Genomic DNA, 15,091 nt, shown 5'->3' with positions numbered 1-15,091 from the left:
GTGGTGGTGCTACTGGCCGCGCAGCTGTTTGGCGGCTGTAACCATGTTTTCAAGAGAGGCGAGAGTCTCGGGCCATGCGCGTGTTTTAAGGCCGCAATCGGGGTTGACCCAGAGCCTTTCGGCAGGGATGCGTTGTGCGGCCTTGCGCATCAGGTCCACTATGGAATCCACAGACGGGATGTTTGGCGAGTGAATGTCATAGACGCCGGGCCCTATTTCATTGGGATAGGAGAAGTCGTCAAACACATCGAGAAGTTCCATATCGGAGCGGGACGTCTCAATGGTGATGACATCTGCGTCCATGTCGGCAATTGCCGCGATGATGTCGTTGAATTCCGAGTAGCACATGTGCGTGTGAATCTGGGTGACGTCCTGCACGCCGTTGGCGGTAATCCTGTAGGATGCAACGGCCCAGTCGAGGTAGTCGCTCCACTGTGATTTCCGCAGGGGCAGGCCTTCACGCAGGGCGGCTTCGTCAATTTGGATGACCTGAATCCCCGCCTTTTCCAGATCCAGAACTTCGTCGCGCATGGCGAGGGAGAGCTGGCGGCAGGTTTGTGCGCGGGGTTGATCGTTGCGGACAAAGGACCAGTTGAGGAGAGTTGCCGGGCCTGTGAGCATGCCCTTCATCGGCTTCTCCGTGAGGGACTGGGCAAAGGTGCTCCACTCCACGGTTATGGGACCGGGCCGGGAGATATCGCCGAAGATGATGGGCGGCTTGACGCACCGCGAGCCGTAGGACTGCACCCAGCCATAGGCACTGAAGACGTAGCCCTCCAGATGCGTGCCGAAGTATTCCACCATGTCGTTTCGTTCCGGTTCACCGTGTACCAGTACGTCCAGCCCGAGCTTTTCCTGCTCTGCAACGACGGTTTCGATCTGGTGGCGCATCTGCTCCGTGTAGGCGTTCGTATCGAGCTCCCCCTTGCGGAAGCGCAGTCGCGCGGCGCGGATGTCTTTGGTCTGCGGAAAGGAGCCGATAGTGGTCGTTGGGTAGAGGGGAAGGTTGAGGGCGTCTTTTTGTCTGTTTCGGCGCTCCTTGTACGGGCTGTGGCGGTGACCCATCTCTGGCGTAATGGTCCGCATGCGCTCCTTCACCGTGGGGTTGTGGACCTTTGTGGAGGTTTGGCGACTGTGTATGGCCCGGGCGTTGTCGGCCAAATCGGCGGAAACGGCGTCGCGTCCTTGCGTGAGCGCCATGTCGAGAATGCGCAGTTCATCCAGCTTTTGTGTGGCGAAGGCAAGCCAGCTGCGGACTTCTGCGTCCATGGCGTCCTCAAGGTCTACGTCAACAGGAACGTGCAGCAGGGAGCAGGATGGCGCCAGCCACAGGCGATCCCCCAACTGCGTCGCCAAAGGCTCCAGCCAGTCAAGCAGTGCGGTGAGGTCGCTTTTCCAGATGTTGCGGCCGTCGATGACGCCAAGGGAGAGGACCTTGTCACCGGGGAGAGCATCGACAATCTGAGGGACTTCCGAACGGCCTCGCACGGCGTCGATATGGATGCCGTTGGTCGGGAGGCCAAGGGCAAAGTCGAGATTCTCCTCAAGCGTGCCGAAGTAGGTGGCAAGCAGGGACTTCACCGGGCTTGATGCAAGGCGGTTGTAGGTGGCTTCAAGCATGGCGCGCCACGAGGCATCCAACTCCGTGACAAGAATGGGGTCGTCAATCTGAACCCACTGCGCACCAGCCTTATGGAGTGCGTTGAGGAGCTGTTCGTAGACGGGCAAGAGCCGTGGCAACAGCTGTGATTTGTCACTGTCATCCTTCGCTTTGCCGAGCCAGAGGTAGGTGACGGGGCCGATGATGACGGGCTTGGCTTGGCGTCCGTCCTTGTGAGCCTCGGCAAGCTGGTCGAGCAAGCGGTCCGCGTTCAGGGAGAAGGTGGTGTCCTTGGTGAACTCGGGGACGATGTAGTGGTAGTTGGTGTCGAGCCACTTGGTCATTTCACCGGCGTTGACGCCGTTTTTGCTTCGGTCGGCGGCGGAGCGCCCGCGCGCGATGCGGAAGTAGGCATCCAGTTCACTGCCCGGTGAGGCGGTGGCGCGGGACGGAATGTTGCCGAGGGTGAAGCTCATGTCGAGCACATGGTCATACAGCGAAAAATCGCCGACGCTGACCATGTCCAGCGTTCTTTGCTGCGCCCAGTGAGCGCGGCGCAGGGATTGAGCGGTGGAGGCAAGCTCCTCTGCGGGGAGGTCGCCCTTCCAGAACGCTTCAAGAGCCGTTTTCAGCTCTCGTTTCGCTCCGATTCGGGGAAAACCGAGAATGTGGGTAGGCATGTGGTCACTCCTTTGATGTGTGATGAACAAGGAGCAACGACCGACTGGCGCGAAGACACAATGCACAAAGAGACCCCGCCCGGTTGGGCGCGGCAAGGCGTGCATGACGAGTCAGTCCAAATCGCGAGACTGTCGTGCTCTGCCTGCAAGGGCGTCTCCTGGCTTCTGACCCTGTGCTTCGTAGCCTTCCCGCATGTGAGGAATGCAGTGACTGCGAAAGGTATATGTCAGTTACAGTGGCGCGTCCGCTACGGATTTTCACCGTATTCCGTTTCCTTGCGAGGACGAGCGGGAAGAATAGCCATGTGCTTTGTTGGATGGCAAGGGAAAAGTGCAAGGCGGTGGCTCAGAGGGTGGCGGCGTTGTTTATAGAGCGCGGGAGAGGGCGTGATGTGGTCCAATACAGGGTGCGGAGCTGTATACTCCTCCGGTAGGGCTGTCACGTGCATGGTTGCGGAGGGGCAGAGCGGGAGTCATGCGGGGCGACGCCCTGCATACGCAGTCCTCCCCGGCTTCCAGAGGAAACCGGGGCGGGTGTGCGGTCGGCTTTGAGGGGCAAGCCGGGGTGTGCGTCGGCCTGCGCCGCGTGGGCGCTTGGGCCGCTGGCGGCTTGTGTGTGCTAGGAGCGGGTGGAGGCGTTTGTGAGGCTCTTGCGCCATGGTGCGGCGTCCTGCGGGCGGTCCGTCACAATGCCCGTCACGCCCCAGTCGGTCAGGCGCTGCATGTCGGGGACGGTGTTGACGGTGTAGGGCGTGACGGCAATCCCCGCGCCCCGCGCCGCGCGGACCGTTGCCTCCGTGAGGCCCCGGTAGCCGGGATGCCACGCGTCGGCGCGCGCGTCGCGAACGGTACGCACTGGGTCCGGGTCTACCGTGTGGGGCGTCAGTGCGCCGGTGAGGATGTGCGGGGCTTTGTCTTTTATGGCGCGCAAGTACGCGTGGTTGAAGGACGAGATGACGACGTTGCGGTCCATGCCTGCCGCAGCCACATCACGAAGGACGGCGTCCACAATGCTCTTGGCGAGGGGGCGGGGCAGGGCCTTGGAGAGGTCCTTTATTTCAATATTCACCCACATGCCAAGCTCTGCGGACAGGGCAAGAGCGCCGCGCAGGGTAGGTATGGCGGTGTCGGCGCTGGGGAGGCTGGCGTGTGAAATGCCGCCCGGATGCGCGCACGCCGCAGCGGCCCCGCGTGGGAAAAGTCCCGCGCTGAGTTGCGTCAATTCCGCCAGCGTGAAGCGCCATGGAACAAGGGGTGGATTACGAGATATAGCAGGATGCGCCGCCGCGTTGGTGGTGCGCAGGAGGTTCAGGTCATGCAGGACGATGACTTCGCCGTCCTTGGTCAGCTGTACGTCGAGTTCCCAGCCGTCCGCGCCAGTGGCGTGGCCCTGACGGAGCGCGGCAAGGGTATTCTCCGGCGCGAGGGAGCGTCCGCCCCGGTGTGCCCAGATGAGCGGTGTGTCGTGAAGCAGCGTCAGGGAAGGCAAAGGCATGGTGACTCCTGATTGAAGGGTGCAGGCGTCCCGCGTACCGCCGCGGGCGGCGCGCGTCAATGTTCGGGGCTGGGGAGGGCGTGGTGTGGCGCGCTTCGGTTTTTTGTGTTGGTGCCGCCGTTGCCGCCGTTGCCGCCGCCGCCCGAGTTGTCGGTCATGTCCTCAGCGGCAAGTGGGGCGCGAGGGCGGACGCATGTTGATTTCCCCCTGCGGTGTGGTGTCAGGAAGTATACTACGGAGAAAGGGGCTTGTACGCAGCGTGATTTTTCTGGCATGGTGCGTTGTGCATCTTCGCAACAAACTGCGATACAAGGAGAAGTCATATGCTTAACTTCACATTTCATAATCCAACGTGTGTTCACTTTGGCACGGACAGCATCGAGAAGATGGGCCCGGCCATCCGCAGCGCCGGGGCCGGAAAGGTTCTGCTTGTGGCCGGTGGCGGCAGCATCAAGAAAAACGGCGTGCTGGACCGCGTGCACGCATCGCTGAGGGAAAGCGGCGTGTCATGGGTGGAGCTGTGGGGCATTCAGCCCAACCCGGAGCTGGTCACCGTGCGCAAAGGGGTGGAGCTCGCCCGCGCCGAGGGCGTGGACGCTGTGCTGGCCGTTGGCGGCGGCAGTGTCATTGATTCCACCAAGGCCATTGCCGCTGGCGTCGAGGCGCAGTGCGATGTGTGGGAGCTGTTCGAGCGGCGTCGGCCCGTGGAGGAGGCTCTGCCCGTCTTCACGGTGCTCACCATCTCCGCCACCGGCTCCGAGATGAACGCGGGCGCGGTCATCACCAATGAGGCCGAGCAGAAAAAGTGGGCCCTTTTTGGCGAGCCGCTTCATCCTGTTGTTTCGGCCATTGACCCGTCCGTTCAGGCGGGGCTGCCGTGGTGGCAAACCGTCAACGGCGCGGTGGATACCCTCTCGCATGTGATGGAAGTCTACTTCACGGGCGGTGACAGCGAGGTCACGTTGGCCATGGACGAAAGCCTTATGCGCACCGTTGTGTCCATGACTGACCGCCTCAAGGCCGATGAAAGCGACTACAACGCCCGGGCGAGTCTGGCATGGGCGGCGACGCTGGCCATCAATGGCTTCACGCGGGTTGGGCACGCCGAAGGTGGCGACTGGGTGACCCACGGCATTGAGCACGGCATCAGCGCCGTCTACCCCAAGATTTCCCACGGCGCGGGCCTTGGCGTCATCGAACCCGCGTGGGTGACCTACTGCGCGGACGCAAAGCCGGACCTGTTCCGCCGCTGGGCGCGAGAGGTCTGGGGTGCGGACTCCGTGCAGGAGGCCGTAGACGCATGGAAGGCGAAGCTCCGCGACTGGGGGCACCCGACCACACTTGCTGAACTGGGTGTGGATATGGCCCGTATGGATGACATCGTCAAAAGCGCGGTGGGATTCGGCCGTATGGGCGTAGTGAAAAAGCTGACGGGCAAGGACTTTGAGGCTATTTTGAAGCTTGCGCAGTAGCGTGACGGTGCGGCAACGCCGCGCCGGAATCGAAGGCACACACCAAGGGGCGGATGCATTGGCATCCGCCCCTTTTGCGTGCTCCGTTTCGTGGTCCATCCAGATGGAGCCTCTGCGTCTGCGCCCTGCTGTCTGTTGTGGTTTGTCCTGCCGTCTGCGGCGCGGGGACGCTGATTTTATGTGGCACTTTGTCGTGCAGGTGACGTTTTGTTGTGTAAATGGTGGGAAAAGTGCACCAGCCGTCTATTTGAAGAGTTTTGTCTCTTGCCTTTTGCTACAAAAGGCGGATAGGTTCTCGTCTTTATCGTTACTGCATGGTTTTGCGGACGCAATGGATTTTCATCTGCCGGTGACACGGCTGTGATGAATATGTCGTTGCCAGCTTGTATGGTACAGGTGCGGCCTCGGCATGGGCGCAATACGTCCATGGCTCCGATGCGCTGTTGAATATGGCGCGCGCAATGCATGAGTGATGGAAAAACACTGGAATGAAGTATTTTGAGGGACAAGACTCTGCCGTATTACGCCCGTGGTGATGCGGACTGCCGCCTGCAGCGGTGGCAGCGGCAATGGAGCAGTGCGTGAGGGGAAGATGAGGCCTGCTTGACTGGGCGCTCAAAGAGCCGCACTGCGTTCCTGCGCTGATGAGGTGCTAAATCATACCAATCGGGGAGGATATCGTGATCCGTAAATTGACGATCAACGTCAGGATTCAGCTCATCGTTGGCATTTTATTCCTGCTTCTTGGAGTGATGCTGTATTCGTATTGGGATACGTCCCGGTATTTGGTGCAGTCCAGCGTGGAGCATATCAAGGCGTCCAAGCTGGAGGACGTGGAGGAGGAAATTAGCGTCGTCACCTCGGTGCTGGCCAATTCTCTTGCGACACAGCTTCGCGGCGTGACGGACCGTGACGAGCAGTACGCCATTGTGCAGCGCAATTTGGACGCCATCCGCTTTGGCGAGGACAACTCCGGGTATTTCTACGCCTACCGCGGCACGGTCTGCGTGGCGCACGCCACCATGTCCCGTCTTATCGGGCAGGACCTCAGCGGCCTCAAAGGGCCGGACGGCGCATACCTTATCCGCAATCTTTTGAGCATCGCCCGCTCCGGCGGCGGCGTAACGGAATTCCCTTGGGAGAAGCCGGGCGAAGGCGTGCAGCAGAAGATTGGCTCCGCCGCCTACATTCCCGGTACGGATATTTGGATTGGTACCGGCGCGTATCTGTCCAACATCAAGGCCGCAGAAAACCGGTTGCAGCAGGCGCTGGTATCCATCACGCGTCCGCGCATCATGATGACTGCCGGGGTGTTTTGCTTAGTAGGGCTTTGTATTGTTCTGCCCCTGTGCGTCTTCATCATCCGCAGCATTCTGCGCCCGCTTTCGCAGGCGGTTGTCGGGGCCAAAAGCATTGCCGACGGCGCGCTGGACGTCAGCCTGCCTGAGGACGGCAAGGACGAGTTGTCCGAACTGATGCGCACCATGAATACCATGGCCGCCCAGTTGCGCCGCAGCTACAGCGAGCTGGAGGACGCTATGAAAAGCGCCCGGCAGGAGGCCCGCGAGGCCGCCCGCGCCCGCTCCGAAGCGGAGACCAGTCAGGGCCGGGTGGAAACGTCCCTCAAGGAACTGCTCCGCACGGCCAGCACGCTGGAGCAGACCGTGGTGCAGGGCAATTCCGTGATGGTGACGGTGCAGTCGCACATGACGGGGCTGGATGAGAAGTCCGGCGGCCAGCAGACGCAGATGGCGGAGATTGAAGCCGCTATGCAGAGCCTGAGCGAAGCCGCGTTGTCCATCCGAACCATGGGCGATGAAGCCATGCATCAGGGGAAAAGCGAGATGGAAGCCGCCAACGCCGGGGCGCGTTCGGTGCAGGATTCCGTTACGGCCATCAAGGGCATCCATGTCCGCGCGCAGGAATTGCGGGGCGAGATGGAAACGCTGGAGCACCACGCGGAGTCCATTAACGAAGTGATGAACGTGATTTCCGACATCGCGGACCAGACGAACCTGCTGGCCCTCAATGCCGCAATTGAGGCCGCCCGTGCTGGCGAGGCCGGGCGTGGATTCGCCGTTGTCGCGGACGAAGTCCGCAAGCTGGCGGAGAAGACCATGCTCGCCACCAAGGAGGTCGGCCAGACCATCCACGGCATCCAGCAGTCCGCGCAGGACAATGCCCGCGCCATGTCGGATATTGCCGCGGAAATCACCCAGACGGCAGAGCTTTCGGAGAAGTCCGGAGAGGACCTTGTCGCCATCGCGCAGGACGTACAGATGGCGTACGAGCGCTCCTCGCGCATTTCGCAGGCCGCAGAGGCGCAGGCTTCGGCAACGGAGCAGGTGGCCGCCGCCCTGCACAATATGGAAGAACTGGTCCGGCAGGCAGAGCAGGATGTTCAGGGCTCCAATGGCGCTGTGTCCACGCTGTCTGGCATTATGGATAACCTCAAGGACGTCAGCGCCTCGCTGCACAAGAGGGCGCAGGCGGCTGGCTAAGCCTTGGCGTGGGGACGCGCCTTAGATACATACCACCACCGGGGCGGCTGTCTATGACGGCCGCCCTTTTTTCGTTGCGCACCGGCTGGGGCGCTGCGGGCGGTGGGCTGTGGAGCAACGGGGCCGTGGCGAGGGGCGGGCTAGGCCCGTGTTCCGTCGGGGCGCAGGGCGTGTTTTTCGCCCCAGTCCCGCAGAGCATTAATGATGGGCGCAAGGGTGTCGCCCTTGCGCGTCAGGGAATATTCCACACGTGGAGGAACTTCCGGATAGGCGGTGCGCAGGATGATGCCGTCGGCTTCCATCTCGCGGAGTTGGCGGGTGAGCATACGCCGGGTGACCTGCGGCAACCCGCGTTGCAGGGTGTTGAAGCGGATGGGCCCGTCTGCCGCCATGAGGTGATACAGAATGATGCCTTTCCACTTGCCGCCGATGACTTCCAGCGTTGCCTCAACGGGGCAGCCTTGGTGACAGCCGCTGAATTCATGTTTCTTCTTCATGGTGCCGCCGAGTATACTATGGGTCGTTTATGTTCGCTCTTGCTGAAATGTCAGCTGTTGATACCGTAGGTCACACAAGCATAATGACGACCAACCTGCAAGGAGCAGACATCATGAAGACAATACAGGCAAGCGGCGGCATGCCCGCCAAAGATGAAGCCGCGTTTCGCAGTGTCGAGCAGGAGAAGCCGTCCCCCGGCGCGCGCGATATTGTGGTGCGGGTTGTGGCTATAGGCATGAATCCTGTGGATACCAAGGTCCGCCAGCGTATGGAGGGCGAAAAGGTCCTTGGCTGGGACGCCGTTGGCATCGTGGAGGACGTGGGGAGTGAGGTCCGGGGATTTGTCACGGGCGACCGGGTGTTCTACGCGGGGGATGTGACGCGCCCCGGGTGCAACAGCGAATTCCACCTCGTGGACGAACGGATCGCCGCGCACGCTCCGGTCAGCCTGAGCGCCGCCGACGCCGCAGCCATGCCCCTGACGTCCATCACCGCGTGGGAGGCCCTTTTCCTGCGGATTGGTTTTACGCCCGAGGCCGGAGCCAATGCCGGACGGAGCGTCCTTATCATAGGCGGTGCGGGCGGCGTTGGCTCCGTGGCGACCCAGCTGGCCGCATGGGCGGGGCTAACGGTCTTTTCCACGGCTTCGCGCCCGGAAACCGCCGCGTGGTGCCGCAAGATGGGCGCTGAGACCGTATTGAACCACAGAAACAACCTTGCGACCGAGTTGCAGGAACAGGGCATGCAGACCGTCGACGCCATTTTCTGCACCACGCAGATGGAGCGTCATTGGCAAGCCATGGCCGAATGCATCCGCCCGCAGGGCACCATCGCCCTCATCGACGACCCGGAGAATCCCCTCGACCTGACGCTGTTCAAGCAAAAGAGTGTCCGCATCGCGTGGGAGTTTATGTATACCCGCTCCATGTTTCAGACCGAGGATATGGCGGAACAGGGCGCGCTGCTCGGACGTGTTGCGTCGCTGCTGGACGAAGGGCACCTCGTTTCCACCCGGCAGGAGACACTGCACGGATTGACGGCAGCGAACGTTCAGGCCATGCATGTGCGGCAGGAAAGCGGTACAATGATGGGCAAGCAGGTGCTTGTCGTGGACGAAAGCGCCGCGTCGTAGGCGCGGCAGGCGCGCCTGTGCGCGGGCCGTGCGATGGTCGGGGTGCCCTGATGGTGGGGGAGCCTGACATCTGGGATGCCGGGTTGGGGTGTCCCGGTGGGGATGCCCGTCTGTGATGTTCCGTCTACGATGCCGCGATATGCGGCGGCGGGTGCGTAAAAGCTCTCTCAGGCCGCTCCACGCCTCAGACTGAGGGCATGGCGGTAGGGTGTATCGATTCTGCGACAGCGTTGTGGACTCCACATGAGGCCGCTTTTCTGGCGACTCTTCAGGAGGCGAGGATGGGCCCAGCCCGCTGAATGCCTCAGCCAAAAAGCGCGGGGTTTTGCCCTTGGGCTGTGACCCGTCACATCCACTCAGCACAACGTTCACAGGAGGGCGATATGTGGCAACGCGTCTTTTCACTCACAACCTCGGCAATCCTCTTCGCCCTTGGCGGCGCCTGCATCATCGCTTACCGCGTTAAGGGAAGCACAGTGGACGACGCCGGCGTCCTTCGCGAAGCCTTTGCCTTCATCCCCATAGGCTGGCTGTTTATTATACTTGGCCTCCTCGTCGCCGCCGGATGGTACCTGCGGCGCTGCTTCTGCCGCAGGCCATAGCGACGGGTTTATACTTCCACCAAAGTAAAGCCGCCGCTCTCCACAAGGAGGACGGCGGCTTTTTGGGCGACGGAGTGATGCGTTTGTGCTATTTGTTGCGCATTTCCTGCAAGGCTTCGTTCATCTTGAACAGAACAATAAGAAGCTCGCACCATATCCTTGCGCCGACGGCGCCACCAATGATGGTAAAGAGCCCGCCAAAGAAGTTTCCTGCACTAAATCCACCGTACCCGCTGAACATAATGCCTATTCCACCGAACACAGCACCAACAAGCATCAGCCAATAGATAAAGGTAATAATGTTCGGGGTGATCATTTTGTTGAAAAACAACAGATTCTTCATGCCTGTCTCCTTGCGAGTGTTTCCGGATGACACCGCCCCTCTGTGCACCATGACGTTGCTCATGGGCGTTTCAGAGAGCAGTGCTACGCATTCTTTACTGAAAGTGCGACAATGTGATTGAGAAAATCGAAAAACACGTACACCTTTGCTTGTCGATTCGCAAGGGGGAGTGGGAGAGTTGACGACACAAAGCGGCTTTCTCGTGCGAGGCGCGCATTCAGTAGAGAATGTCGATGCGGACTATAAAGGAGACGGATAGAGTAAAATGGGTAAAATTTCGTCGTCGTTGGGAAGGCATGTCAGGACACTGCTTATTGCCTCGTCTGCTGATATGTAGGGATGTCTTGCCGTTTATAATGGCGATAATAGCTTACTCACCGCCATTTTCCGTTTTGTAGAGAGTGTCGTAAAATCAGATGGTTATAGGAAGAAAAACGCAGGACGCAAAGCCTGTTGCTACCCTATAGCTACCCAAAAGTCTGAAACGGCGTCCTGCGGCTTTCAGGCGCTTGCTTCCTTCCTTTCTCCCTTTGGACAGCCTGTGATGATTGCGATCGCTCCTGCGGTCGCATCCTTTCATGCCGCGCCTTTGCGCGGCACCCTTCGCGTGCGTCCGCTCTTCCCCCTTGCCCCCTCTATAGAGAAGCCCGCCAGATGGTCCTATGGACCGATTCGCCGCTTGCGATGGTCACGGGTCCTTCCCCGTGGTTCTCCAGTACGGGTGCGCAACATCTCACGCTTTTCGCGTGTCGCGTGGAAAAGATCGCGTGGAAAAATGGAAAGTTGAACCAGTCTACACCTGTTTGACGCCTGCTTGCATACAATCGTGCTACCCGCTGGAGTTGGAAAATGAACTCGCTCAATACCTCTGCATCTGGCCCTCATACTGTTTTTCCTCCGCAGCCTCAGCCTGCCGCTTCTGAAGTGGATACGGCAGCCGCGCAAGACGCTGCTCCGTGCACCGCCGAAGGTGCGGCAAGGGTCACTGATATTACATCCATGCGCGACAAGGTGCTCGCCCGCCGCGATGAAGAGACCAAAGGCTCAGACAATGGCGGCGGTGGGCACATCGGCAAGGACTTTGTCCTGCGCTGTTTGGATGCCAACGAGCTTGGCGACGGTATGCTCTTTGCCGCCGTTCACAGGGATAAGTTTGTCTACAACAATCAGGCCGCCGAGTGGATGCGCTGGGTTGGTCACCATTGGGAGTGGGACGAGATGGTCGACGTAGAGACCGCCGTGGAGGACATGGTGGATGTGTATCTGCGCGTCTATGACGAGCTTGCTGATGATCTGGCCGACGCAGGCGAGGAACAGGCCAAGTACATCGAGGGCGTGCGCGAGCGCCTTCTCAAACGCGTTAGCCGTTTGCGCTCCGTGAATGGCCGGCAGAAGTGCCTGCGCATGGCCTACACAAACCGCGAGCGCATCGCCATCCGTGGTGACGAAATCGATCATGATCCGTGGCTGCTCGCCTGCGCCAACGGAGTGTTGGACCTTCGGACTGGACTGCTGAAACCGGGGCGGCCGGGGGATTACATCGTCAAGGCGAGCCCGGTGGAGTGGGAGGGCATCGATGCCCCGTGCCCCATATGGGAAAAGGCGCTGCTTGAGATCATGGACGGCGATGAAGAGATGGTCGCCTATCTGGCTCGACTGTTTGGGTACGGCATCACCGGGCTGACCTCCGAGCATGTCTTTGCCGTTCTGCACGGGCAGGGCCGGAACGGTAAGTCGCTTTTGGTTGAAACGATCTCCGAAGTGGTCGGCTCACTGGCCGGACCCATCCCCGCCGAAATGCTCCTCGATCAGGGCAAGTCCCGATCCGCCGCTGGGCCGTCCCCGGACATCATGGCCTTGCGTGGTCTGCGTCTTTCATTCGCGTCCGAAACGGACGACGGGTGCAAGTTCTCGCCCTCACGCGTGAAGTGGTTCTCCGGCGGCGACTCCCTCACCGGGCGCTATCCGCATGACAAACGCCTCGTCACCTTTGGCGCAACACATCTTTTGCTCTTATTGACCAACCACAAGCCGCATGCCCCGGCCGATGACTTCGCCTTTTGGGAGCGGCTACACCTTGTGCCTTTCGAGTTGTCCTTTGTTGACCGCAAGCCCAGCGCGCTCAATGAGCGCCCCATGGATAAGCGGCTGCAGGAGAAGGTGATGGCCGAGGCTCCGGGCATACTTGCGTGGCTCGTCCGTGGCTGCATTGACTGGCAGAAGAACGGCCTCAATCCGCCGCCCAAGGTCCTTGAGGCCACGGCGGAGTACCGCAAGGACGAGGACCTGCTTTCGGACTTCGTGGAGGAGTGCTGTGAGGAAGTGCCGGATTCCCGCGTCGTGGCCAAGGAACTGTACGACGCCTTTCTGTGGTGGTTCCGCGAGAATGTCTCCAGCTCCAAAAGCTTTCCACAGAAGACCTTTGGGCGGCTCATGGGCAAGCGCTTCGACAAACGCAAGGTGGGCGGCAAGGTCTGGTACTTCGGCGTGCGCGTCCGTCAGGAAGTCCTTGAAGAGGTCCAGCTGCTTGGTGGGTTCAAGTAGGACCATGCGAGGGAGCAGGACAACGGTGCAGGACGGTGGTCCTCATGCGTCAAGCCGCGCCAGCATTGGATAAACAGGTGCGTCAGGACCATAGGACAATACTCCGGGAAAGTCCGTTTTCACCCTATAATGGGCAGTGGAATATGCCTCACGCGCGTTTCCCTCATTTATTGTCCTACTGTCCTAAAAAGAAAGAAAAGTATTGAATAACGGGCGTTTTCGCCAAGGAACGACGGCAGGACCAGCCCTTCACAGTGGTCCTGCCGTCCTGAGGAAAGCCATGAACGTTTTGGATTTGCTCCGACAGGATGGGATGCAGCCCCGTAAGGCCTCCGGCAACAAGGGCGGCGAGTACCATTCGCCGTGCCCCGGCTGCGGCGGTGAGGATCGCTTTCACTGTTGGCCTGCTCAAAATGACGGGGAGGGAAGTTGGTGGTGCCGCGTGTGTGACGCGGGCGGCGACGCCATCCAGTACCTGCAGGACTACCGAGGCATGGAATTCAAAGAGGCCGCGCGCTTCATTGGGCGCAAGCTCACGGGAGGGGCGCGCCGCTGCCGTCGTAGCTTGCCTGCGTCAGAGCCGAAACAGCAACGCAGCGTCTTTGAGCCGCGCCAGTGTGCGGAGCCTGCGGAGCGATGGCGGGCCAAGGCCGGGGAGTTTGTGAAGTGGGCGCATCACCGTCTGCTGCAGGCCCCTGCGGAGCTTAGCTATCTGGCGGGGCGCGGCATTGATCTCGAAGCGGTGAAGGCGTTTCGGCTTGGCATTAACCCCGGCGACCGTGGCCGCGATCTCTACCGCGCACGACAGGCATGGGGACTTCCGCGTGAGGTTAAGGCCAATGGCCGTGATAAGCGGCTGTGGCTTCCCCGCGGCATCGTCATCCCGGCGTTTCGCGGCGGTGAACTGCATCGTGTGCGTATCCGGCGCCCGGAGCCGCGTCCCTTTGGTCCCAAGTATTACGTGGTGCCCGGCTCAGGCATGGCTCCTATGCTTCTTCGCCCAGAGGCGAAGGCCTTCGTCATCGTGGAGGCGGAGCTGGACGCCATCCTGTGCGCGATGAACGCACCGGAGTTCGTGGGTGCGGTGGGACTTGGTTCCCTTGGCGCGCGTCCAGACGGGGTGACGCACAAGGTCATGAGCAACAGCCTGTGCATTCTGAACGCCCTCGACTTTGAGCACGTTGCGCCCGTGGATGGTAGCGCCGAAGCGGTGGAGGACGCGGCGCGGAAGGAACGCCAGCAAGCGCGTCAGCGTGACTGGTGGCAGGAGACGTATGAGCAGGCAGAGCGGTGGCCCGTGCTCGAGGGCAAGGACCCCGGCGAAGCCTATGAACGCGGCGTGGATTTGCGGTTGTGGCTGACGAGTGGGCTTCCTCCGGTGTTGACCGTTGGGACATTTGGCGCTGGTCAGTGCCACGAGGGGGAAGGGTGCGGCGTAGAGCGCTTAACCGAAACCCCGGCTGCTCCGGCGGAGGAGGGCGGCGAGGCTGACTCGACTCCACCTGCAGCCGTGTGCGAGCTCGCCACACTTCTGCATGGGACGGACATCGCCTTTGAAAAATGCGTGGGTGGCGGTTGGTCTCTGCACTACGAGCCAAAGTGGGCCATGCGGCATTGGGATGCGTTTCGGGATATCTCGCAGCGCATGTGGCAACCAGAGGTCGAAGCGTGGTTGGAAGCGCATCCGGATTCGTTGGTGGGAGCCGAGAACATTTTGCATCACGTTAAAAATTGAGGCGAAAAAGCATCATGAAAAAGGCCACGATTTCACTGCAATTTTCAGAGCGAAAGCCCGTGAAGTTCCGCCTGTACGCGGCGGAAGCCTTCGGCGAGAGCGACACTGAGCGCTTTCGCTTGAAGCAGGGCGAGGCGTGGGTGCGCTTCGCGGGGAAGCGGCTTGCCCTTGTAACGCCGGAAAAGGTGATGAAGCACATCTGCCGCGAACTGCGCAGGTGTCTTGGTTTGCCTCAGGAAAGCGGCGTCAGCATCGATCCGCCGACCCTGCGTGTCGGGCAGGTGGTGACGGTGAAGGGTGAGTATGTGCTTGAAGGCGAGGGAAGCGCGGCGGGGTACGAGTCCGAGCTGTACCGGGTGATGGCTCCGCCCGTGTGCGATGCGCTGGAAGTCTGGCGCGTGCCTATTGGCAAGGGGCCGGATTTCGCCAAGACCTGCCGTTACGTACCGTGCAAGTGGGTACGGCCAGCGCAGCGCGGGCAAAGGTAGA

Annotated in this window: 11 protein-coding genes and 1 riboswitch; of the genes, 7 read left to right on the top strand and 4 right to left on the bottom strand. The window is 60.8% G+C overall.

The annotated features are described in order from the left end of the window. Nucleotides 1–9: 9 nt before the first annotated feature. Nucleotides 10–2,280, bottom strand: a complete 2,271-nt coding sequence (gene metE, locus ACYQ2T_RS15100) for a 5-methyltetrahydropteroyltriglutamate--homocysteine S-methyltransferase (RefSeq protein ID WP_459901696.1) — start codon at nucleotides 2,278–2,280, stop codon at nucleotides 10–12. Between the two features lie 153 nt (nucleotides 2,281–2,433). Next, nucleotides 2,434–2,550, bottom strand: a riboswitch (cobalamin riboswitch). A 349-nt stretch (nucleotides 2,551–2,899) separates the two neighbouring features. Continuing rightward, the gene (locus tag ACYQ2T_RS15095; protein ID WP_459901695.1) at nucleotides 2,900–3,775 is read right to left on the bottom strand and encodes a glycerophosphodiester phosphodiesterase; all 876 of its coding nucleotides are present in this window, start codon (nucleotides 3,773–3,775) and stop codon (nucleotides 2,900–2,902) included. A gap of 323 nt (nucleotides 3,776–4,098) precedes the next feature. Between ACYQ2T_RS15095 and ACYQ2T_RS15090 the strand changes: the two genes are divergently transcribed. Both ACYQ2T_RS15090 and ACYQ2T_RS15085 read left to right on the top strand, forming a co-directional pair. Next, on the top strand, nucleotides 4,099–5,247 hold the full coding sequence (locus tag ACYQ2T_RS15090) for an iron-containing alcohol dehydrogenase (RefSeq protein ID WP_459901694.1): 1,149 nt from the start codon (nucleotides 4,099–4,101) through the stop codon (nucleotides 5,245–5,247). Between the two features lie 680 nt (nucleotides 5,248–5,927). Next, nucleotides 5,928–7,748 carry a methyl-accepting chemotaxis protein gene (locus tag ACYQ2T_RS15085; RefSeq protein ID WP_459901692.1) on the top strand — a complete coding sequence of 607 codons (1,821 nt, stop codon included), beginning with the start codon at nucleotides 5,928–5,930 and terminating at the stop codon, nucleotides 7,746–7,748. Between the two features lie 140 nt (nucleotides 7,749–7,888). Here ACYQ2T_RS15085 and ACYQ2T_RS15080 read toward each other — a convergent pair whose 3' ends face one another. After that, on the bottom strand, nucleotides 7,889–8,245 hold the full coding sequence (locus tag ACYQ2T_RS15080; RefSeq protein ID WP_459901690.1) for a winged helix-turn-helix transcriptional regulator: 357 nt from the start codon (nucleotides 8,243–8,245) through the stop codon (nucleotides 7,889–7,891). 113 nt (nucleotides 8,246–8,358) lie between these two features. Here ACYQ2T_RS15080 and ACYQ2T_RS15075 point away from each other — a divergent pair, with 113 nt between their 5' ends. Together ACYQ2T_RS15075 and ACYQ2T_RS15070 are read left to right on the top strand one after the other, a co-directional pair. Then, entirely contained in the window at nucleotides 8,359–9,378 is a 1,020-nt protein-coding gene (locus ACYQ2T_RS15075; protein WP_459901688.1) for a zinc-binding alcohol dehydrogenase family protein, read from the top strand. A 383-nt stretch (nucleotides 9,379–9,761) separates the two neighbouring features. Further along, the gene (locus tag ACYQ2T_RS15070; protein WP_459901686.1) at nucleotides 9,762–9,980 is read left to right on the top strand and encodes a DUF3955 domain-containing protein; all 219 of its coding nucleotides are present in this window, start codon (nucleotides 9,762–9,764) and stop codon (nucleotides 9,978–9,980) included. An 88-nt stretch (nucleotides 9,981–10,068) separates the two neighbouring features. On the opposite strand, the gene ACYQ2T_RS15065 is transcribed toward ACYQ2T_RS15070, so the two are convergent. Further along, nucleotides 10,069–10,323: a DUF4282 domain-containing protein gene (locus tag ACYQ2T_RS15065; RefSeq protein ID WP_459901685.1), complete on the bottom strand. Its 255-nt coding sequence runs from the start codon at nucleotides 10,321–10,323 to the stop codon at nucleotides 10,069–10,071. Between the two features lie 999 nt (nucleotides 10,324–11,322). On the opposite strand from ACYQ2T_RS15065, the gene ACYQ2T_RS15060 reads away from it, so the two are divergent. The 3 genes from ACYQ2T_RS15060 to ACYQ2T_RS15050 all read left to right on the top strand — a co-directional run bounded on the left by ACYQ2T_RS15060 (nucleotide 11,323) and on the right by ACYQ2T_RS15050 (nucleotide 15,090). Beyond that, a complete protein-coding gene (locus tag ACYQ2T_RS15060; protein WP_459901684.1) occupies nucleotides 11,323–12,867 on the top strand; it encodes a DNA primase family protein in 1,545 nt (514 codons plus the stop codon). 280 nt (nucleotides 12,868–13,147) lie between these two features. After that, nucleotides 13,148–14,602 carry a primase-helicase zinc-binding domain-containing protein gene (locus ACYQ2T_RS15055; protein WP_459901682.1) on the top strand — a complete coding sequence of 485 codons (1,455 nt, stop codon included), beginning with the start codon at nucleotides 13,148–13,150 and terminating at the stop codon, nucleotides 14,600–14,602. A 14-nt stretch (nucleotides 14,603–14,616) separates the two neighbouring features. Further along, nucleotides 14,617–15,090, top strand: a complete 474-nt coding sequence (locus ACYQ2T_RS15050; protein ID WP_459901681.1) for a hypothetical protein — start codon at nucleotides 14,617–14,619, stop codon at nucleotides 15,088–15,090. The last annotated feature ends 1 nt before the right edge of the window (nucleotide 15,091 follow it).

The sequence above is a fragment of the Desulfobaculum senezii genome, from assembly GCF_054657395.1.
This window is presented reverse-complemented; position numbering and strand designations above follow the sequence as displayed.